This is a genomic window from Paraburkholderia gardini (assembly GCF_907164575.1).
GTDB classification, from domain to species: Bacteria; Pseudomonadota; Gammaproteobacteria; order Burkholderiales; family Burkholderiaceae; genus Paraburkholderia; species Paraburkholderia gardini.
This window is the reverse complement of the sequence record NZ_CAJQYY010000034.1, coordinates 1-19,592: the sequence shown is the minus strand read 5'-3', so window position 1 is coordinate 19,592 and position 19,592 is coordinate 1. Positions and strand designations below refer to the sequence as shown.

19 protein-coding genes are annotated in these 19,592 nt (G+C 61.3%); 8 read left to right on the top strand and 11 right to left on the bottom strand.

Annotated features, from left to right (window positions below):
- Window positions 1-316 precede the first annotated feature (316 nt).
- A complete protein-coding gene (locus LPA34_RS23480; RefSeq protein ID WP_228982766.1) occupies window positions 317-1,264 on the top strand; it encodes a LysR family transcriptional regulator in 948 nt (315 codons plus the stop codon).
- A 99-nt stretch (window positions 1,265-1,363) separates the two neighbouring features.
- A complete protein-coding gene (locus tag LPA34_RS23475) occupies window positions 1,364-1,672 on the top strand; it encodes an HAD family hydrolase (RefSeq protein ID WP_228982886.1) in 309 nt (102 codons plus the stop codon).
- Between the two features lie 58 nt (window positions 1,673-1,730).
- On the opposite strand, the gene LPA34_RS23470 is transcribed toward LPA34_RS23475, so the two are convergent.
- From LPA34_RS23470 to LPA34_RS27015, 6 genes are all read right to left on the bottom strand, one after another.
- Window positions 1,731-2,483 carry an NAD(P)(+) transhydrogenase (Re/Si-specific) subunit beta gene (locus LPA34_RS23470; RefSeq protein WP_228982765.1) on the bottom strand — a complete coding sequence of 251 codons (753 nt, stop codon included), beginning with the start codon at window positions 2,481-2,483 and terminating at the stop codon, window positions 1,731-1,733.
- Between the two features lie 41 nt (window positions 2,484-2,524).
- Window positions 2,525-3,343 carry a fumarylacetoacetate hydrolase family protein gene (locus LPA34_RS23465; RefSeq protein ID WP_228982764.1) on the bottom strand — a complete coding sequence of 273 codons (819 nt, stop codon included), beginning with the start codon at window positions 3,341-3,343 and terminating at the stop codon, window positions 2,525-2,527.
- A 49-nt stretch (window positions 3,344-3,392) separates the two neighbouring features.
- Window positions 3,393-4,640, bottom strand: coding sequence for a formyl-CoA transferase (gene frc, locus LPA34_RS23460; RefSeq protein ID WP_228982762.1), 1,248 nt, complete (start codon window positions 4,638-4,640; stop codon window positions 3,393-3,395).
- A gap of 440 nt (window positions 4,641-5,080) precedes the next feature.
- Window positions 5,081-5,824 carry a GntR family transcriptional regulator gene (locus LPA34_RS23455; protein WP_228982759.1) on the bottom strand — a complete coding sequence of 248 codons (744 nt, stop codon included), beginning with the start codon at window positions 5,822-5,824 and terminating at the stop codon, window positions 5,081-5,083.
- Window positions 5,802-6,017 (bottom strand): hypothetical protein, encoded by a 216-nt coding sequence (locus LPA34_RS23450; RefSeq protein ID WP_228982757.1) that lies wholly within the window; start codon window positions 6,015-6,017, stop codon window positions 5,802-5,804. The genes LPA34_RS23455 and LPA34_RS23450 overlap by 23 nt, the downstream gene beginning before the upstream one ends.
- 309 nt (window positions 6,018-6,326) lie before the next feature.
- Window positions 6,327-7,892, bottom strand: a complete 1,566-nt coding sequence (locus tag LPA34_RS27015; protein WP_324251779.1) for a methyl-accepting chemotaxis protein — start codon at window positions 7,890-7,892, stop codon at window positions 6,327-6,329.
- A gap of 350 nt (window positions 7,893-8,242) precedes the next feature.
- On the opposite strand from LPA34_RS27015, the gene LPA34_RS23435 reads away from it, so the two are divergent.
- The 6 genes from LPA34_RS23435 to LPA34_RS23410 all read left to right on the top strand — a co-directional run bounded on the left by LPA34_RS23435 (window position 8,243) and on the right by LPA34_RS23410 (window position 14,546).
- On the top strand, window positions 8,243-9,640 hold the full coding sequence (locus tag LPA34_RS23435; protein ID WP_228982756.1) for an L-lactate MFS transporter: 1,398 nt from the start codon (window positions 8,243-8,245) through the stop codon (window positions 9,638-9,640).
- Between the two features lie 10 nt (window positions 9,641-9,650).
- Window positions 9,651-9,779 carry an MFS transporter small subunit gene (locus tag LPA34_RS23430; RefSeq protein WP_228982755.1) on the top strand — a complete coding sequence of 43 codons (129 nt, stop codon included), beginning with the start codon at window positions 9,651-9,653 and terminating at the stop codon, window positions 9,777-9,779.
- 579 nt (window positions 9,780-10,358) lie between these two features.
- Window positions 10,359-11,120: a hypothetical protein gene (locus LPA34_RS23425; RefSeq protein WP_228982754.1), complete on the top strand. Its 762-nt coding sequence runs from the start codon at window positions 10,359-10,361 to the stop codon at window positions 11,118-11,120.
- Window positions 11,121-11,244: 124 nt separating this feature from the next.
- Window positions 11,245-12,585 carry a DUF1254 domain-containing protein gene (locus LPA34_RS23420; RefSeq protein WP_228982752.1) on the top strand — a complete coding sequence of 447 codons (1,341 nt, stop codon included), beginning with the start codon at window positions 11,245-11,247 and terminating at the stop codon, window positions 12,583-12,585.
- Between the two features lie 261 nt (window positions 12,586-12,846).
- Window positions 12,847-13,830, top strand: coding sequence for a SphA family protein (locus LPA34_RS23415; RefSeq protein ID WP_228982749.1), 984 nt, complete (start codon window positions 12,847-12,849; stop codon window positions 13,828-13,830).
- Between the two features lie 107 nt (window positions 13,831-13,937).
- Entirely contained in the window at window positions 13,938-14,546 is a 609-nt protein-coding gene (locus LPA34_RS23410) for a copper-binding protein (RefSeq protein ID WP_228982747.1), read from the top strand.
- Window positions 14,547-14,705: 159 nt separating this feature from the next.
- Here the strand turns inward: LPA34_RS23410 and LPA34_RS23405 are convergent, their stop codons facing one another.
- From LPA34_RS23405 to LPA34_RS23385, 5 genes are all read right to left on the bottom strand, one after another.
- On the bottom strand, window positions 14,706-15,110 hold the full coding sequence (locus tag LPA34_RS23405) for a transposase (protein WP_228982744.1): 405 nt from the start codon (window positions 15,108-15,110) through the stop codon (window positions 14,706-14,708).
- A 162-nt stretch (window positions 15,111-15,272) separates the two neighbouring features.
- A complete protein-coding gene (locus LPA34_RS23400; RefSeq protein WP_228982741.1) occupies window positions 15,273-16,490 on the bottom strand; it encodes a sensor histidine kinase in 1,218 nt (405 codons plus the stop codon).
- 92 nt (window positions 16,491-16,582) lie between these two features.
- Window positions 16,583-17,650: an ABC transporter ATP-binding protein gene (locus tag LPA34_RS23395; protein WP_228982739.1), complete on the bottom strand. Its 1,068-nt coding sequence runs from the start codon at window positions 17,648-17,650 to the stop codon at window positions 16,583-16,585.
- Between the two features lie 18 nt (window positions 17,651-17,668).
- A complete protein-coding gene (locus LPA34_RS23390; protein WP_228982737.1) occupies window positions 17,669-18,478 on the bottom strand; it encodes an ABC transporter permease in 810 nt (269 codons plus the stop codon).
- A complete protein-coding gene (locus tag LPA34_RS23385) occupies window positions 18,475-19,413 on the bottom strand; it encodes an ABC transporter permease (RefSeq protein ID WP_228982735.1) in 939 nt (312 codons plus the stop codon). The genes LPA34_RS23390 and LPA34_RS23385 overlap by 4 nt, the downstream gene beginning before the upstream one ends.
- Window positions 19,414-19,592: the final 179 nt, after the last annotated feature.

The following is a 19,592-nucleotide window of genomic DNA, read 5'->3' as shown; positions in this document are numbered from 1 at the left end:
GCCATGTTGCATCCATGCCACCTTATAGTTAAGACCCGAAAATTAACTCCATCGGGAATATTCGACACCTGCATTGCCCAAATATAATTCCTTATAAAAAGCAATGCGAAAATCATCAGACTGAAAGAACGGACTTTGTTTATCCTGCTTTAACCGGATCAAACCCTTACTGCATATGCTCGGACCCCTACGCGTTAACCCGGCGTACCACGCATGAAAGACCGTCGTCTTACAGAACCATGCTAGGGTCATTGCTCAATAACTAATAATTAAAGTTTGTTATTATGTAGATTCACCTTTGCTTATACATCGGCCAATGACGATGAGAAACGCAACACTTCGCCAGTTGAAGGTCTTCGAAACGGTCGCGCGGCACCTCAGTTTTTCGCGCGCGGCAGAGGAACTGCATCTCACGCAGCCGGCCGTTTCCACCCAGGTCCGTCAGCTTGAGGATCACGCCGGGCTCCCTCTTTTCGAGCAGCTCGGCAAGAAGATTTACCTGACGCCCGCCGGCACGGAGATGCTTCACTACAGCCGCGCGATCATCCAGCAGTTCCACGAAGTCGACGAAGCGATGGGCCGGCTTAAAGGCGTCTCGGGCGGCACGTTGAACGTGGCGGTGATCAGCGCCGGCGACTACTTCTTTCCGCGCCTGCTGGCCGAATTCACGCGCCGCTACTCGGGCGTGACGCTCAATCTTGCGGTACACAACCGCGAGGAACTGCTGCACCAGCTGTCGACCAACCAGACAGATCTCGCGGTGATGGTTCGTCCGCCGCACGAAATGGATTCGGTCAACGAGCCGTTCGCGCCGCACCCTTACGTCATCGTCGCGCCGCCCAGCCATCCGCTCACAAGAAAGAGCAACATCAGGTTGAGCCAGCTGGCGAACGAGGCGTTCATCGTGCGCGAGCGCGGCTCCGACACCTGGAATTCGATGGAAGAAGGCTTCGCCGGCCGGCTCACGAATCTGAAGATCGCGATGGAGATCAAGAGCACGGAAACGATCAAGCAGGCGGTCATCGCGGGCATGGGCATCGCGTTTCTGTCCGCGCATACGATCAGCCTCGAACTGCAGGTCGGCAATCTCGCCGTGCTGGACGTGGAAGGCTTCCCGGTCATGCTCAACTGGTACGTGGTGCATCGCAAGAACAAGCGCCTGCCGCCCGTCGCCGAAGCGTTCAAGCGCTTCCTGATGGAAGAAGGCGCGAACCTCATCGAACAGATCACCAACCTGAAGGATTCGGGCGTGTATAAGCGATAGCGTATGGTTTTCCAATAAAACTTTAACTATTGCCGATCGGTGCGCATGCCTATGCTTGAGTCGAGCCATTTCACTCGACCGCCTGGGAGCCCGATGATGATCAACCACGCTTCGGTTCAGTCTCATACCACCTCGCGTGCTGGCCGCGTCATTGCGGACAGTCCTGACGATGCACACTTAAGCGCATGGAACGCGGCATTCAGCGACCTCGGCTTGCGGTTCCGCTGGGACCGCGACACGCTCGATGCGCTCAACGAGTTCAACTGCGAACTCGCGCGTATTACCGCGTACATCGAGCGGTTTCACGCCCATCTGCACAAGGCCTACGACGCCGACTTTCTGGCCCGGCTGATCCTGCAGAAGAAGAGCCAGTACTTCGATGCCTTCACGCCGGCACGCGGCGCCTGATTCGATACAACCCTGCCTGCACGCGCCTCATGCAGTGCGCGTGCATTCTCATTCCTGCTCACTTCGGCGGCGCACCCACCGGGTGACGCATCGCGCGATAACGCTGCCTGCCGCGATACCGCCATTCGACGTCGCGCCGGTACGCGCCCGCGCGCTGGACGCCGCATTCGTCGCGCAGCGACCAGCAAGGCGTCGAGAAATCGTCGCCGGGTACAACGTGTGAAGGGTCACCGCGCCATTCGATGCGCTCCAGGATGCCGCGCCGGTGCATGACGCCGCAGCGCGCATGAACACGCGCACCGGGTATCGCGAACGCGGGCGCATGGGGTTCGTGATCGGCGGCGGTCATCATGTGCGCGCCGAGCGCGGCGGCAAGCAGACTCATCGCGAAGAGCGCGGCCACGTCGAAGTTATGGGTGTCTTCCGTCACGAACGCGTAGCCGAGCCACGCACACAGCAGCAGCGCGACGATGTTGACGATCTTGTAGCCGGGAAACGCAGCGTTACGATCCACGAGCAGGCCGTGTAGCTTGAAGAACGCAATCGCGCAGCCGGCAAACACGAGTCCGCCGATAAACACCGCGACGCATGATTCGACGCGTTCGATGCCCACCGGCATCGTGGCAAGCAGATAGCGCGCGAAGCCCGCGCCGGTCACCATCAGCCCGACACCGCTGCCAAGCAGTGTCAGGAAACCCGGCCTGTGCAGCAGGTCGCGGTGGCGAACCGTCCGCGCGCAAAACGTTGCACCTGCAACAATCAACAGAACGCCGACAATTGCATAGATGGCATTGCCTGATTCTTCCGGCATGTCTCCTCCTCCCGCGACGCCGTGGTACGGCGTCGCCCAGATCAGACGGAAATACTCGCGGCCGTGATAGCGGCCTGTTCTGTGCCCTTGCCCGTCAAGGCGAGGATATTGCTCAACGTACCAATGCCTTCGATCGAAACCGTAACGGTCGCGCCATCCTTGATCGACCCGACGCCAATCGACGTTCCGCAGGCGATTACGTCGCCCGGTTCCAGTGTCAGGTCGTGAGAAATCATGCTGACCTGCTCCGCCGGCGAAAACACCATGTCCGACAACGGATAGTTCTGCCGCTCCACGCCGTCGACCATCGTCACGACGTGACACGCATGCCAGTCGAGACCCGACACGATCGCCGGACCGACACAGCAAAACGTATCGAAGCCCTTCGCGCGGCACCATTGCGGAAAGTGCGGATTCTCGTTGAGCAGTTCGGCCGCCGTCACGTCGTTGACGATCGTGTAGCCGAAGATCGACGCCGCGGCCTCCTCGATGCTCGCGTTGCGGCAGCGCTTGCCGATCACGATGCCGAGTTCGCCTTCGTAGGCGATCTTGCCCGCGTAGCTGACCGGGCGCCGGATCGGATCGCCGGACCCGATCACCGATTCCGCCGGCTTGATCAGAAAGAGCGGATGCGACGGCACCGGCTTGTCGAGTTTTGCGGCGAGCGCATGGAAGTTGTTCCACAGCGCGACGACCTTGCCGGGCGCGCAGGGCGCGATCTGCGTGAGCGCGCGCGTCGATAGCACGGCGCCCGTCGGCACCGGATGATGAAGACCTGCGTATTCGTGCAGATAGCCGTTTTCAACACGGCCGAAGACGATGTTGCCGCCATTCGACTTGAAGCGCATCCAGGTTTCCACGATCAATTCCCTGTAAGTGAAGTTCGATCTTCCCGCATGAACGAAAGCGTCAGATGGCGCCGGCCACACGCAGCGCGCTGATCTGCTCCAGCGAGTAGCCGAGTTCAGCCATCACCTCGTCGGTGTGTTCGCCGAGCAGCGGCGAGCGTGTCACTTCAGTGGGACTGTCCGACAGCTTGATCGGATTGCCGACCGTCAGATACTTGCCGCGCGTCGGATGATCGACTTCGACGATCGTGCCGGTCTTGCGCAGCGACGGCTCTTCCGCGATTTCCTTCATCGACAGGATCGGGCCGCACGGAATGTCGTGCCCGTTGAGGATTTCCATGGCCTCGAACTTGGTCTTGCTCATCGTCCAGCGTTCGATCTCGGCGAAGATTTCCTTCAGACGCGGCAGACGCGCCGCCGGTGTCGCGTAGTCGGGATCGGTGGCCCATTCTTCCTTGCCGATCACGTTGCAGATCTTCGCCCACACCGGCGCCTGCGTGATGAAGTAGATGTACGCGTTCGGATCCGCTTCCCAACCCTTGCACTTCAGGATCCAGCCCGGCTGGCCGCCACCCGACGCATTGCCCGCGCGCGGCACCGCTTCGCCGAACGTGCCGTTCGGGTACTGCGGATATTCCTTCATGACGCCGGTACGTTCGAGCCGCTGCTGGTCGCGCAGCTTCACGCGGCACAGGTTCAGCACGCCGTCCTGCATCGCCGCCAGCACCTTCTGGCCGCGCCCCGTCATCGTGCGCTGATAGAGCGCCGTGACGATGCCGAGCGCGAGATGCAGCCCCGTGCCGCTATCGCCGATCTGCGCGCCGGTGACGACCGGCGGACCGTCGTCGAAACCGGTTGTCGACGCCGAGCCGCCCACGCATTGCGCGACGTTCTCGTAGACCTTGCAGTCTTCGTAGGGACCGGGGCCGAAGCCCTTCACGGACGCGACGATCATCTTCGGATTGAGTTCCTGGATGCGCTCCCAGGTGAAGCCCATCCGATCGAGCGCGCCCGGCGCGAAATTCTCGACCAGCACGTCGCATTTCTGGATCAGCGCTTCGAGAACCAGCTTGCCTTCCGGGTTCTTCGTGTCGATCGTGACCGAGCGCTTGTTGTGGTTGAGCATCGTGAAATACAGGCTGTCGACGTCCGGAATATCGCGCAACTGCTCACGTGTGATGTCGCCTGCACCGGCCCGCTCCACCTTGATCACGTCGGCGCCGAACCATGCCAGCAACTGCGTGCACGTCGGACCCGACTGCACATGTGTGAAGTCGAGAATCCTCACGCCGTCGAGCGCTTTACCCATGTCATGTCTCCTTCAATGATGTATGCGTTCTGTGTGTACACCGGTCCGTCGTGCATGACTGCGATCCGCGGCAAGATCGACCTGCCCTGACCGACACGGTATGTGATATATCACATTCATTCAAGCGTATTTTCGCTGCTGCCTTTCTGGTCAAATATCCGCTCTAGCGCCGTCTGGCCTGGGTTTCCGGCCGGATGCACGTCACGTCTCCATGTCTTGACCAGGGGAAAATACCGAGCCGCATTCATTCACGATTCGTTGTGATATATCACATACCAGATTTCATGAGGCGTCAAGGGAGGGCTTTCCCGGCGTTTACCGGATCGTGCGTGGTATGAGATGAAGCCGGCAGCCACATTTATGGGGCGTAAACAGCAACAGGGCCAGCGGTGACGCCACCGCTGGCCCTGTTGCCTTGAAGCTGATCTTCAGTGAACCGTTCAGTCGAGAAAATCGCAGTTCGCCTCGACAAACGTGGCGAGATCCAGCGAATGCTGGCGCGTCAGACGCTCGGCCAGTTCGGTATCGCGCTGCTCGAGCGCCTCGATGATCCGCAGATGATCGACGATGGAACGTGACGCGCGGTCGCTCTGCGAAATCGTCATGCGGCGGATTGCGCGCACGTGGATGAAGATGTTCTTGATCGTTTCGAGGATGATCTGCGACTTCGACAGTTCCACAATCGCCTGGTGGAACGCGATATTCGCGTCCGAGTATTCAGCGATGTGCTCGGCCGGCGTGGCATCGCGGAAATGATCGAACATGTGGCGCAGATGCGCGATTTCCGCGTCCGTCGCGTTTTGGGTGGCGAGACGCGCGGCCATGCTTTCGAGCGCGGCCCACATCTGGATCATTTCGACGATTTCACGCTTGCTCTTGCGCACGATATAGATCCCGCGACGCGGCACCATGCGCAAAAAGCCCTCCTGCTCCAGCAGCGTCATCGCTTCGCGAACGGGTGTACGGCTCACGCCGAGCGTTTCGCTCAGCACGCGTTCGTCGAGGCGGATTTCCTCGCGCGACTGGTAAATATCCGCGTCCGCAATGGCCTGGCGCAGCATGGCGTAAGCCTGGTCGCGCAGGCTGGCGGTCGCATTGATCGGCTGGAGTGCCAGCGTCAGCGATGCGACCGGAAGTGCAACGGCGGGTGTAGCCACTATTTCAGTTTGAAGTTCTGACGACATTCATCGCCTCTTGTTGAACACGCTCACGATGCGGTTTCGCGGCAGAGGCCGCTTCACCGAGGCCGACATAACGGCCGTGCAGCGCGGCAAGTTCAGCAACCGGCTGCGGAATCCATTTTGTCAGCAAAACAGTGGCAGCGGAACCCAGACCAACCACACCGATGGCAAGCAGCGACAGAGAAACAAAATCCATTTGAAGCTCCGAATGAGTGAGTGAATGACTCAATCATATGCTGCATTGCCGCAAAAATCAATATTTCGTATGTGATATATCACTGACTGTTGCTTCTAGAACACAGGCACACGGTAGCACGGGTAGGAAGGATGCGCGCTCGCGGTGCGCGCTGACTGGCATGCTGACATGCGATCCGACGCGCGATGGGGTCGCAACATGCGCAGGCCAACGCAGCGAGGTTGCGTGCGGGCGCCCGGCGAGACACAAGCAGTGGGGAGAACCGGCCCGGCGCGCGCGAAACCACGCGCACCGCAGAAGTCGGCCGCGTCAGACGATCGCGACCGTCTCCAGGCGGAACACGGAGACCGCTTCTTTCAGCAGCTTCGACTGGGCCCGCAGAGATTCCGCCGCCGCCGCGGCCTGTTCGACGAGCGCGGCGTTCTGTTGTGTCGACTGGTCCATCTGCGTGACCGTGACGTTGATCTGCTCGAGGCCGTGATGCTGCTGTTCCGCGGCGCTCGAGATTTCCGACATGATGAGCGTCACACGTTGCACGGAAGCGACGACGTCGCTCATCGTGACACCCGCGCGCTCCACGAGCGCTTCGCCGGAGCGGATCCGCTCAACGGAACTGCCGATCAGCGAAGCGATTTCCTTCGCCGCCGCTGCCGTGCGTTGCGCGAGACTGCGCACTTCGGCGGCCACGACGGCGAAGCCTCTTCCCTGCTCGCCCGCACGCGCCGATTCGACGGCCGCGTTGAGCGCGAGGATATTCGTCTGGAACGCGATGCCATCGATGACGCCGATGATCTCGGCGATCCGCTGCGAGTCGCGCGAAATGTCGCGCATCGTGCTGACCGCTTCGTGCACCACGCCGCCGCCCGCGACGGCCGTTTCCGACGCCTTCTGCGCCAGCTCGTTGGCCTGCTTCGCGTTGTCGGCGTTCTGGCGCACGGTGATCGTCAGCTCTTCCATGCCGACGGCGGCCTTCTCGAGCGCCGCCGCCTGCTGTTCCGTGCGCGACGACAGATCGGTATTGCCAAGCGCGATTTCCTGCGCGCCCGTATGGATCACATCCGTGCTACCGCGCACCGTCACCACCGTACGGCGCAGGCCGTCCTGCATCTGGCTGAGCGCGCCCAGCAACGCGCCCATTTCATTGTTGCGTTCGTTGGGAATTTCGCCCGACAGATCGCCGCCCGCGATCAGGCGAAACTGTGCGATCGCACGTTCGACCGGACGGATGATCGCGCGCATCAACGTCATGCGACCGGCGATGCTCACGGCGAGCAGCAGCACGGTCACGCCGACCAGCACCTGCACGGTCAGCATGAAGCGGCTTTGCGCCTTCAGGAAACGCCCCTCCTGACGCTGCATCAAACGTGCTTCGAGCGAGGCGACGGCGCGCGCGTACTGGCCGGCGATCGCTTCGGTCTCCTTGCCCTGGAGTTGCTTGAACGAGATGAAGTCATTGGTATCGAGCGCCTTGAACGCCGGCAGCAACGCCTGCGAAACAAGCTTCGTGCGCGTGACGGCGAGACTCTCCACGTCGGCACGCAGATTGTCGTCCTGTCTGGCGATGCCGTCGAAGCGCTTGTACGCCGCATCGGCGACAGTGACCGCGCGATGCGACTCATCGAGGAGCGCCGGGTCCGGCTCGCCAAGACCATAGAGCGCGTAATAGCTGTTCATCAGCAAACGCGCACGCAATACTTCTTCCGAACTTTGATGCAGGGCGACCAGTGCGCCCGTGTCATCGCTGTACATTTTTTGCAGCGCGACATTGCTCATGCGCGTCCCCGCAATGCCCATCGCACCGATCGCGATCGACATGAGCGACAACACGCCAATAACGGCGGTCAACGTCGCCCGGATAGACAGTTTTCTGATCATGCGCTTCCTCACTGGTTTGGTCTTGCACGTCTTGCTAGCGACACGCGCCCGGCAATCTGCATGCTCCAAAACCCTAAGCGTCCCGGTATCTGAATCCACCCCTGAAAACAGAACGCAAATCACACTATGTGGGTCGCAAAAACGTCGTGTGGCGCGCTGTCCGCAAGGTTTCGATTCATCTGTGGGTTCCTTCGGGCAAACCCGTTATGCATTCGCGTCTCATATTGCCAACCCGGGCCGCTCCTCATATTGTGGAGCGCGCAACGCACAGGACTCGAAGACCGGCGCTAAAGAAAAAGCGCAACAGAGCCGATAAGTATCAATCAGTTACCCCTTAACGGAGACCGACCATGAGCAGCATGACCGACCACCCGGAGAGCCCGGGCTCGTCCGGCTTCTTTTCCAAACAGGCTACCGTCGCAAAGCCAGGCTTTTCCCGCTGGATGGTTCCACCCGCCGCGCTCGCCGTGCATCTGTGTATCGGCCAGGCCTACGCGTTCTCCGTCTTCAACGGCCCGCTCACGAAAGTGATCGGCATCACGCAATCCGCACCGGACGACTGGACGCTCACGACCCTTGGCTGGATCTTCTCGCTCGCCATCGTGTTCCTCGGCCTGTCCGCCGCATTCGCCGGCAAGTGGCTCGAACGTGTCGGGCCGCGTCGCACGATGATCACGGCGGCATGCTGCTTCGGCGGCGGTTTCATCATCTCTGCCGTGGGCGTGTGGCTGCATCAGATCGTGCTGCTCTATCTCGGCTACGGCGTGATTGGCGGCATCGGGCTCGGGCTCGGTTATGTGTCGCCGGTTTCGACGCTGATCCGCTGGTTCCCGGACCGCCGCGGCATGGCGACCGGTCTCGCCATCATGGGCTTCGGTGGCGGCGCGATGATCGCAGCGCCGCTGTCGGTGGCGCTGATGAACCACTTCAAGAGCGCAACGAGCATCGGCGTCGCCGAAACGTTCGTGGTGCTCGGCATCGCATACTTCATCTCGATGACGATCGGTGCCCTTGCGATCCGCATTCCGGCGCACGACTGGAAGCCGGCCGGCTGGACACCGCCGGAAACGTCGCACCAGATGATCACGCGCAACCACGTGCACATCGATCAGGCGCTGAAGACGCCGCAGTTCTATCTGATCTGGCTGGTGCTGTTCCTGAACGTGACGGCTGGCATCGGCATTCTCGGCCAGGCTTCGGTGATGATCCAGGAGAGCTTCAAGAACACCGTGACAGCGGGCGCCGCTGCCGGCTTCGTCGGGCTGCTCTCGCTCTTCAACATGGGCGGCCGTTTCGTATGGGCGTCGGCGTCGGACTTCATCGGTCGCAAGAATACGTACTACGTCTTCTTCGTGTTCGGCGCCGTGCTGTACTACTCGGTGCCAGGCTTCGCCGCGTCGGGCAACATCGCGCTCTTCGTGCTGGCGTTCTGCCTGATTATCTCGATGTATGGCGGCGGCTTCTCGACGGTTCCCGCGTATCTCGCGGACATGTTCGGCACCGCGTTCGTCGGCGGCATTCACGGCCGTCTGCTGACAGCGTGGGCGGCGGCTGGCGTGGCGGGCCCGGTGCTGGTCAACTACATCCGCGCCTATCAGGTTGCGCATGGCGTGGCCAAGGCCGATGCGTACACGATGACCGTGCACATCATGACCGTGCTGCTGATAGTGGGCTTTGTCTGCAACCTGCTCGTCAAGCGCGTGAACGACAAACATCATATGAGCGAAACACAGCTCGCCGGCCAGTAAGGAGACCGACATGACCGCATCGAACACCGTGCACCCGACCAGCAAAGGCAAACTGGTGGTCTTCTGGGCCTATGTGCTGATTCCCCTGGCGTGGGGCGTTGTGAACACGCTGATTCAGGCAATGAAGCTCTTCAGCTAGATACGTTTCTTTTAAGTTATTTACAGTAAGCCGGGCTTGATGCCCGGCTTTTTTATTTTGAATTTTCGATTCGGTTCTGCTGGAAAAATCTTAAATACCCCATCGTCTTCACGTCCACTGAGAAATATCAAGCCAGTGCAATCATCGCCTTGACTCAAGGTACCTAAGTCGGAATAATCCTCTCGATCGTTAAAATTTTCGGCCGTGTTACAAATTATGCGTGTGACGTATTTGAACGTTTGCTAATATCTGCGAACCGTCGGGACATGCGAACCCATTTTTTTCGCCGCATCAGGTACTGTCTACCCCTCAAGGAGGCTCTCTATATGTGCGTGAGAACGGTTCTACCTACACCTTCATAACCGGCTGACCGCAAAGCCGGTCTGCAGACAGTCATTTCAGTTACTGAAAGATTTTATTCTGCCATGACCTCAGCGGAATCGGTCCTTGTGCGGCCGATTATCGCTCCAGTTGATATGCGTATTGTTTAATCTGGTTTGCGAAAGCAAATGGGTAGCTGCGTTCGGCGCGTCCGTATTTTCTATATAAAACATGAACCTTGCTCGCCGGTTTTTCCGGGTGTCGCTACTTTCAATCTTGTTTATCGCTCAGGGCGCACACGCGCAGACCGCGGAAGACGCCAACAAGAGTAACAACCCGCTCAATCTCGCTGCCTCGTTCAACGTCCAGAATTTCTACACGCCGAGCGTGTTTGGCGGGAGCGCTCATACCAACGATCTGCTGCTACGTCCCACGGTGCCGGTAGGCCCGGGGCTGATCGGCGTGCCACAGATTTTCCGCGGCACGGTGCCCATCAGCACGCGCCCTGACCCGAGCGGCGGCTACAACACCGGCCTCGGCGACATCAACCTGTTCGATATCCTTCTGCTGAGTCAGGGTGAGTTCCAGGTCGGCGTCGGACCACTCGTCACCATGCCCACCGCAACCGACCCAAGCCTCGGCACGGGCAAATGGCAGGCGGGTCTCGCCGCGGTCGCCGTGAGCGCGACGAAAGCGCGGCTGCTCGGCGCGCTGGTCCAGTGGCAACACTCGTTCGCCGGCCAGAGCAGCCGGCCGACCACGCAGTCGCTCACCGCGCAGCCCTTCGGCATTTTCAACCTGCCGGGCGGCTGGTATATCCGCTCGACCGGCACATGGACGTTCGACCTCCAGCACGGCAGCTATTACATCCCGGTTGGCCTCGGTGCCGGCAAGGCATGGAAAGGCGGATCCACCATCTATAACGCCTTCATCGAACCGCAGTACTCCATCGCCCATTCAGGTGCGGGCGTGCCGCAGTTTACGATTTTCGCCGGGCTGAACATGACGTTTGGCAAGTAAGTGCGACGCATATGGGTGGCGCAGCGCGAGCGCGTCACCCGGCCAGCAAACCGTTTCAGACAAGGTGATCGATGTGAGGAAACTGTCGAATTTCATGCATGCCGCAGCGCTCGGAGCCAGTCTCATGATCGGCGGCGCCGCAATCGCCCAGGTGCAGAACGCCGTCTCGCCGGACGAAGCGCGCGCCATCGCGAAGGACGCGTTCATCTACGCGTACCCCATGCTCTTCAACTACAAGACGCTGTACCAGCAGGCCGTCGATCCGACGTCGAAGTCGTACGTGGGCGGTTTCGGCCGGTTCCGGAATTACTCGCAGCCCTACGGTCCCGAGAACAGGGAAATCGTCACGCCGAACAACGACACGCCCTATTCGTGGGCGTGGCTCGACCTGCGTCGTGAGCCGTGGGTGCTAACCGTGCCCGAGGTGCCGGACAACCGCTACTACGTGTTCCAGTGGGTCGATCTCTTCACATACAACTTCGCCTATATCGGATCGCGCACCACCGGCAACGGCGCGGGTCATTACCTGCTCGCCGGCCCCGACTGGAAAGGCGAAACGCCCAGGGGGATCGACCAGGTATTGCGCCCGGAAACCGATATCGTCCTGGCACTCGGGCGCACCGCGCTCAACGGCCCGGGCGATGTGAAGAACGTGCAGGCCGTCCAGAAAGGCTACAAACTGACGCCGCTGTCGGCATTCGAACACACCGCGCCGCCGCCAGCCGTGCCACGGCCGGACTTCCCGAAATGGGATGAAGCGAAGGCGACATCGATCGATTTCATCGCGTACCTGAATTTCCTGCTGACGTTCACGCAGCCGCCGGCGCCGTCCGAAACGGAACTGCTTGAGCGCTTCGCGAAGATCGGCATCGCGCCAGGCAAGCCGTTCAACGCAGCGGCGTTGCCGGCCGGCACGCGCGCGGCGATCGAAGGCGGCGTCGCCGATGGCAAGGCGGCGCTTGCGGACGCCGTGAACCACACCACCAGCTCGTTCGATATCTTCGGCACCCGCGAAGCGCTCAAGGGCGACTACATGAAGCGGGCCGTCGCGGCGGCGATGGGGATCTACGGCAACACGAAGGAAGAGGCCGTCTACGTCGGCACGCGTCTGGACGGCGACCATCAGCAGCTGGTCGGGTCGCAGCCGTATGTGATTCACTTCGACAAAACGGATCTGCCGCCGGCGAAGTTCTTCTGGTCAATGACGATGTACGACCTGCCGGCGCGCCATCTTGTACCCAATCCGATCAGTCGGTATTCGATTGGCGACCGCACCCAGGGCCTGAAATACAACGCCGACGGCTCGCTCGACATCTACGTCCAGCACACTTCTCCCGGTGCAGCGAAAGAGGCGAACTGGCTGCCCGCGCCGCAGGGCCCTTACACCGTGATCATGCGCATTTACGGCCCCGGGCAGGCCGTGTTCGATGGCGGCTGGAAATTTCCCGAGCCGAAAAAAGGCTGATGTCAGATGGACGGCGCGGCGCATGAGCACGGCCCAGTCGAATATTTTCATCAACATGACGAACGAAACACGCTATTTTTATCTGGACGACGATGCATCGGGCGAGCCACCAAACGGCGCGAACGCATACACGATGGCGTTCCTCGCAGGTGAAATACCGTCCGTCCGGAGTTTCTTCCGCGAAGGGCTCACATGCAGGATCGCGGCGATACAGTTCAGTCACGATGCGAACACGGAAAAGTTACAGGGAGTAAAGCCAGGATGAAAAATATCATTCGATACTTCGGACGCCCGATGCACGAAGCACGACGCGCCGGCATTAACGTCACGCTGGCTGTGGGGATCGCGGGCCTGAGCTTCGCGCAGCAGGCTCACGCAACGGAAGGCGGTGTCGGCCGGCCGATCACCGGCATGCAGGTGATGCCATACGCCGGCGTGGTGCCGCCCACCTCGGACTGGATCGTGTCGCTCTCGACGATCTACTACCAGGGCTCGCTCGGCGCGAGCAAGACGCTGCCGGTTGCGGGCACGATCACAGCCGGTCTGAACTACCAGATCGTGTACAGCATCGCGAATGCGGTCAAGACGTGGGGCATCACCGCGGGCGGATGGAATTTCGCTTCGTCGTTCGGCGTGCCGGTGCAGTACACGAATGCGTCGTCGTTTCACGGAATCCTGCCTGACGACCATGCCACCCAGTTTGCCGATATCTTCTTCACGCCGGTCGTGGCGGGCTATCACCTGACGAAGACCGATCACGTCGCGTTAAGCGTCCAGATCTACGCGCCGACGGGCGCCTACAACCCGAACCGTCTTGCGAACGCGGGCCAGAACACGTGGACGTTCACGCCAACCATCTCGTACACGAAGCTCTTCCCCGCGCAGGAAATCGAGTTGTCGGCGAACTACGGCGTCGAGTTCTACACAACCAACAGTGCCACCAACTATCACAACGCACCGCTCAGCGTGCTCGACCTGCTCGCGCTCAAGCGCTTCAAGGGCGGCTGGGGCGTCGGCGTGGTCGGCGGCTGGATCCAGCAACTCGGCGACGACACCGGCGACCTCGCCAGTCAGACGGACGGCGCGCGCGGCCATTCACTCGGTATCGGCCCGATCGTGACGTGGTCCGGCGCAATCGACAAGACGCCGGTCTCGGCGTCGCTGCGCTGGGTCAATGAATTCGAAGTGCAGGCACGCCCGAAGGGCAACGCGGTCCTGCTTTCCGTCGGTGCCACGTTCCAGTAGGCGTTACGGGTGCAGATGGTTTTCACGGCGGACTGCCGCACACCGCACCCGGGCCCGCACGTTACGTATCTCTCGCAACACAACGCAGTAACGCAAAAGGAGCAGTCATGAAGTCACCCCTGAAAACCGGCCTGAAACGCACGACGGCGATCAAGGCAGCCATGCTGTTGTCGGTGGCGCTGTCCTGGCCAGCATTCGCACAGAACGCCGGTTCGACCGATGGACAGAAAGCCATCGGCGGCGCCGCACTCGTACACGTTCAGGCGACCGTCATCGGCATCGACACCGTGACGAACAGCGTCACGCTGCGCGGGCCGCGCGGCAACGCGGCGGTGGTCGACGTCGATCCGCAGGTCGGTGACGTGAAGAAGCTGCAACTCGGCGACAAGGTCGACATCGCGTACAAAAACGCAATCCTGCTGGCTGTCGACAAGACGCAGGCGAGCGGTATCCGTGAACGCGTCGAGACGACCGCGGCGATACCGGCTTCGGAAGGCGTCGTGGCATCGGCACGCCGCGTCGAAGTGTTGGCCACCGTGCAGAAGATCGACCGCAAGAAGCGTCTCGTGACGCTGCGCGGCCCGAATCGCACGCAAACGCTCGAAGTGGCGCCGGACGTTTCGATCGACAAGCTGAAGGTCGGCGATACGGTACACGCGGTGTTCGTGTCGGCTACCGCAGCCGAAGTCACGCGTGAAGGCAACGCGGTAAAGTAAGTGCGAGGTCCGGCGTTTCGTCGCCGGACAGTGAACCACGTGGAAAGGGGCGCGGCTCACGCGCCCCTGCTGGATCTGTTTGCCGGTTTGCCACCGACGGCGCATTGCCCGTGTCGATCACATCGTCGCGTGTCGATGGCGACAATCCCGCGGCGATGATCAATCGACCGCGCGAGCCATGGGTCGTGCACGATCCCGCCCGCGCCCCGAAGCCGGTGTACCGCCCGACGCGCCCCGATCCCCAGGCTGCGGACGATGCATGCGCGCAATGACGGCTTCGCACATCGCGTCGCCGGTCTCGCCGTACAGGTCGTGCATCGCACGCTGCAGAACGCCTGAATCGAACCATCCCTTGAAGCGCCGATGGCACGTGCGGTAGTCCGGGTAGCGCGTGGGCAGCGCGGCCCATGCGGCACAGCTCGTGAGCACCCATAGCACGCCGTTCAGTACCATGCGCGTGTTGCGCGTGGGCCGCCCGCGCGGATCCTTGCGGGCGCGAAACGCGATAAAGAGTCCTTCCACGCTACTCCATTGCGCATCGGTGAGGTCGCGATGCAGTGCCATCTGAACTCCGTATCTGAACAGTTCGGTCACAAGACTGGTAGCTTCACCAGCATGACATCTGATAGATACGGTGACTGTGCTCTGGCACGCATTCCACCCCGCGATGTGCGGTCCAGCGAACATTCGCGCGCGCCCGGCGTCGCCCGACGCACGCCCGCCGGTTCAATCCTTCAGTTTTAACACCATGGGAAAGCGGATCTCGAACGTCGTGCCGAGACCTTCGCGCGAATCGAAGTGAATCTCGCCATCCAGCACGCGGCACAGCTCCTTGACGATCGCGAGGCCAAGCCCGACGCCCGGCACGTCGTCGCCCGCAATGCGCTCGAACTCCTCGAAGACGCGTTCGCGATCGTGCTGGCCGATACCGACACCCGTATCCGACACACGCAGCCGCCAGTGATCGTCGCCGTCTCCGGTCATCGTCAGGCCGATCTGGCCGGTCTTCGTGTACTTCGCGGCGTTAGTCAGCAGATTCAGTGCGATCTGCTTCAGCTTGAGGCGGTTCGACGACACGACCGCCAGCTGCCCGTCGAAGGACGTCGCGAACCGCAAGCCTTTCGCCTCGACCGGAGGCCGGCACGACGCGACCAGTTCGTCGAACAGCTCACGCAGTGAAAACACCTCGATCGCGACTGTATCCGCGTCGCGCAGCACGACCGCATACTCGACGAGTTCGTCGACCAGCGCTTTCATGTCGGCCGCCTGACGGTTGGCGAGCGCGAGCGCGGTTTCCGTCTTGGACGGCGTGCGGGCAGCCAGTTGCAGCGCCATCGAAAACACGTTCAGGAAGTTACGCAGATCGTGCACGACGCTGCGTGTGATCTGCATGCGCGATTCATACAGGTCGCTGACGAGATGCTGCTTCAGTTGCAGCTCATGGTTGGCGCGTTCGAGCCGGCCAGTGTATTCGTCGATCTTGCGGTCGCGCTCGGTCATGACTTCGCGAATCGACGTCAGCGTGACGAAGCTGAGTGCCTCGTCGATATAGTAGCGCGCGCGTTCCTCGCTGCGCCGCGTGAACTCGGGATGGGCCTCGGCGAACTGCATGACCGCGCCCGTCAGCACCTGACGGAACAGTTCGAGCTCGCGCACCAGTTCGTCGACCCGGTAGCCCTGACGCCAGCGCATCTTGCCGTGCAGGCGCGCGTTACGCTCGATGGCGGGCTCGACCTTGTCGAGGTCCTCGTTTTCCAGCGCGACGCCGATTTCGTCGAAAACATTCGGCAGATGGTCGGCGAGCTGCTCGTAAGTGAGCTTGTCGCTGTCGTTCAGAACGTCGTCGCGGAACACCGCCTTCATCCAGCGCTCGGTCAGACTGGCCTGCTCTACACGAAGCATGGCGACAAAGGCGCACAACGGTCCTGCTTGCGGGGCAGACATAAAACGGGAACCTCCGGCTGTGGACAACGGCGGCGGTTCCATTTGAACACAGAAAACGGCAGGAAAGCGCGCAGTAGCGGCCCACCCCGAAATCAGGCGCCCTCTTCGAGCACCAGCAGATTTTCGTGGGAAAAACCCAGCGCAACTGGCTGGCCGCGCTCCGGCAGGCTGCGATTCGGGTCGTTGAAGATATCGAGCGAAATGACCGCTTCCTGCACGCGCGCGCGAATCCGCACGACAGCCCCCAGGAAACTGACGTCCTCGACCGTTGCGGCCAGCGTATTGCGGCCAGGCGCTGGCGCTTCCAGCACGATCGCTTCCGGCCGCAAGGCAAGCATGCGCTTCCTGCCAGCGTCGTCCGGCGCAAGCGTCTGGGTCGTGATCAGCTCCTGTCCTTCGACGGCCATCCTGCCCGTGGAGGGGTCCACCACATGTCCCGTCAGGATGTTGAGTGTGCCGACAAACGAAGCCACAAAACGCGTGCGCGGATAGTTATAGATTTCCGACGGTGTGCCGACCTGTTCGACGCGCCCCTCGTTCATCACGACGATCCTGTCGGAGATCGACAATGCTTCTTCCTGATCGTGCGTCACGAAAATCGACGTGATGCCGAGTTCACGCTGCAGCATGCGAATGTCCTGACGCAGCGAAATACGGATCTTCGCATCGAGTGCCGACAGCGGTTCATCGAGCAGCAGCACCTGCGGCTTGCCGGCAAGCGCGCGCGCCAGCGCGACACGCTGCTGCTGTCCGCCTGACATCTGCCACGGGTAACGGTCGCCGAGATCCGGCAGCTTGATCAGCGCCAGCATTTCATCGACACGCTTGCGGATTTCCGCGTCCGGCCGCCCGGCGACACGCAGCCCAAAACCGATGTTGGCCGCCACCGTCATGTTCGGAAACAGCGCATACGACTGGAACACCATGCCGACCTTGCGCTGACGTGTGCGCAGATGCGTGACGTCGCGTCCATCGAGGCGGATCGTGCCGCGCGTCGGACTTTCGAAGCCCGCGATCATGCGCAGCACCGTCGTCTTGCCGCAACCCGACGGCCCGAGGAACGTGACGAATTCGCCACGCTCGATCTTCATGTCGAAGCGATGCAGCGCGGTGTTCGATCCAAAGGTCTTGTGCAGGTTTTCTATTTCAAGGAATACCATGGCGGACGCCTTCATTCATCAGGGTTTCTGTGCGGCGAGCGCAGGAGCACGACTCGTTCTGCGGGCCGAGCCGAACACTTGGATCAGACCCATCGACGCCCACGTAATCGCGAACGCGATGATCGCGAGCGCCGAAGGTTCATATGCGCGATTCGCGCCGATCAACTGCAGGTAGGGGCCAAACGCCGGCCGGTCGAGCAGGCTCGCAATCGTGAATTCGCCGATCACCACGGCAAACGTCAGGAACGCGCCCGACAGGATGCCGGAGCGGATATTCGGAAAGATCACCTTGAAGAGGATCGTCGGCCAACTCGCGCCGAGACATTCGGCGGCTTCGGTCAGCGAGCGCACGTCGATCGCGCTCAAACCGGCATCGACCGCGCGGTACATATACGGCAGCGAAAGCGTCACGTATCCGAATACGAGCAGCAGGTCGGTAGCGCGTTCGTTACCGGTCAGCGGCAAAATCGAACTGCTGTTGTACATGCGCAGATAGCCGAAGACGATCACGATCGCCGGAATCACGAGCGGCAGCAGCGTGATGAATTCGACGACCGGCCGCAGCTTCGGCAGACGCAACTGCACCCAGTACGCCGTCGGCACCACCAGCAGGATGCCGACGACGATCGTCAGCAACGCCATCAGGATCGAATACCCAAACGACGCCTGAAAATGCGCATCGCCAAGCACCACCCTGTACGCTTCGAAGCTGTACACACCGCGCTTCATGCGCAGGCTGAACTCGAACGTCGCGATCAGCGGAATCAGGAAATACAGCGAACCGACGACGATGGCAACCCACGCCCCCGCACGTGACCGGGAATTCATCGACGCCCCCTTTCGGCGCGTGCACGCAGCCAGATATAACCGCCATTCGAGATGCCTGTCACCAGGATCATGCCAAGCGCGAGCGCGTAACCGAGATTCGGATTGTGCAATACGTCACCGCGAATCTGCGCGTACAGCAGGATCGTCACGATATTCAGCGAACTGCCGGTGAGCGCATACGCGGTCGCCACTGCGCCGAATGCATTCGCAAACAGCAGCAACGCGGCGCCCAGCACGCTCGGCCACAATACCGGCAACGCGACGTAACGCCAGTACTGGAACGCGGTGCCGCCAAGACAATCACAGGCTTCACGCCATTCGCGCTTCAGACCGTCGAGCGCGGGCGTGATGATCAGCACCATCAACGGAATCTGGAAATACAGGTACGTCAGCGTCAAACCGGTGAAGCTCAGAATGCTGAAGCCCGTCGAATAGAGATTCAGGCCCGTGTATTTCTTGAGCAGGACCGTGACGAGCCCCACGCGCCCCAGCGTGCAGATGAACGCAAACGCCAGCGGCACGCCGGCGAAGTTCGACGCGACACCGGAAAACGTCATCAGCGTCGGGCGAATCCAGCCGGGTAACTGGCCCTGCACTGCCGCCCAAGCAAGGAGCGAACCGATGAGCGCGCCGCCGAACGCCGATGCGGCGCTGACCTTGAAGCTGATCCAGTACGCGTCGATCACGCCCTCCGAGAAGAGGTCGCGAAAGTTGGCGAGCGTGAAATGACCCTGCGGATCCTGAAACGCACCGACCACCAGAATGGCTGTCGGCAAAATCAGGAACAGTAGCGCGAACACGAAGAACGGCAACACGCCGATCCACGTCCATAACGATGCGGACTGGCCCGCGCCCTTTGCTGGCGGCGTCGGCGTCAATGCAAGAGGCGCCTGCAACTCCGGCGGCACAGCGCCTGCATTCGGTGGACTGCTCATAGGTCAGGAAACCCTCAGACAAAGAGACCAGACACGGATTGCGAAGGTAGCCGCACCGGCGATGGCGGCGATGGTTGCGGCCGCAACCGGCGCCGTGAAGCCCGGACGCGGCATGGGCCGCGCGCACCCCGCGCCGCCCCCCGGGGTGATAGCCCGAAAGCCCGGTTAATACGGGGGTT

Coding starts and splice junctions, on each gene's coding strand:
- LPA34_RS23390 (WP_228982737.1), bottom strand. CDS start 18,478: ATGAATTCCCGGTCACGTGCGGGGGCGTGGGTTGCCATCGTCGTCGGT.
- LPA34_RS23400 (WP_228982741.1), bottom strand. CDS start 16,490: ATGTCTGCCCCGCAAGCAGGACCGTTGTGCGCCTTTGTCGCCATGCTT.
- LPA34_RS23420 (WP_228982752.1), top strand. CDS start 11,245: ATGATCGGCGGCGCCGCAATCGCCCAGGTGCAGAACGCCGTCTCGCCG.
- LPA34_RS23395 (WP_228982739.1), bottom strand. CDS start 17,650: ATGGTATTCCTTGAAATAGAAAACCTGCACAAGACCTTTGGATCGAAC.
- LPA34_RS23430 (WP_228982755.1), top strand. CDS start 9,651: ATGACCGCATCGAACACCGTGCACCCGACCAGCAAAGGCAAACTGGTG.
- frc (WP_228982762.1), bottom strand. CDS start 4,640: ATGGGTAAAGCGCTCGACGGCGTGAGGATTCTCGACTTCACACATGTG.
- LPA34_RS23415 (WP_228982749.1), top strand. CDS start 12,847: ATGAAAAATATCATTCGATACTTCGGACGCCCGATGCACGAAGCACGA.
- LPA34_RS23405 (WP_228982744.1), bottom strand. CDS start 15,110: ATGGCACTGCATCGCGACCTCACCGATGCGCAATGGAGTAGCGTGGAA.
- LPA34_RS27015 (WP_324251779.1), bottom strand. CDS start 7,892: ATGATCAGAAAACTGTCTATCCGGGCGACGTTGACCGCCGTTATTGGC.
- LPA34_RS23435 (WP_228982756.1), top strand. CDS start 8,243: ATGAGCAGCATGACCGACCACCCGGAGAGCCCGGGCTCGTCCGGCTTC.
- LPA34_RS23450 (WP_228982757.1), bottom strand. CDS start 6,017: ATGGATTTTGTTTCTCTGTCGCTGCTTGCCATCGGTGTGGTTGGTCTG.
- LPA34_RS23410 (WP_228982747.1), top strand. CDS start 13,938: ATGAAGTCACCCCTGAAAACCGGCCTGAAACGCACGACGGCGATCAAG.
- LPA34_RS23455 (WP_228982759.1), bottom strand. CDS start 5,824: ATGTCGTCAGAACTTCAAACTGAAATAGTGGCTACACCCGCCGTTGCA.
- LPA34_RS23480 (WP_228982766.1), top strand. CDS start 317: ATGACGATGAGAAACGCAACACTTCGCCAGTTGAAGGTCTTCGAAACG.
- LPA34_RS23385 (WP_228982735.1), bottom strand. CDS start 19,413: ATGAGCAGTCCACCGAATGCAGGCGCTGTGCCGCCGGAGTTGCAGGCG.
- LPA34_RS23470 (WP_228982765.1), bottom strand. CDS start 2,483: ATGCCGGAAGAATCAGGCAATGCCATCTATGCAATTGTCGGCGTTCTG.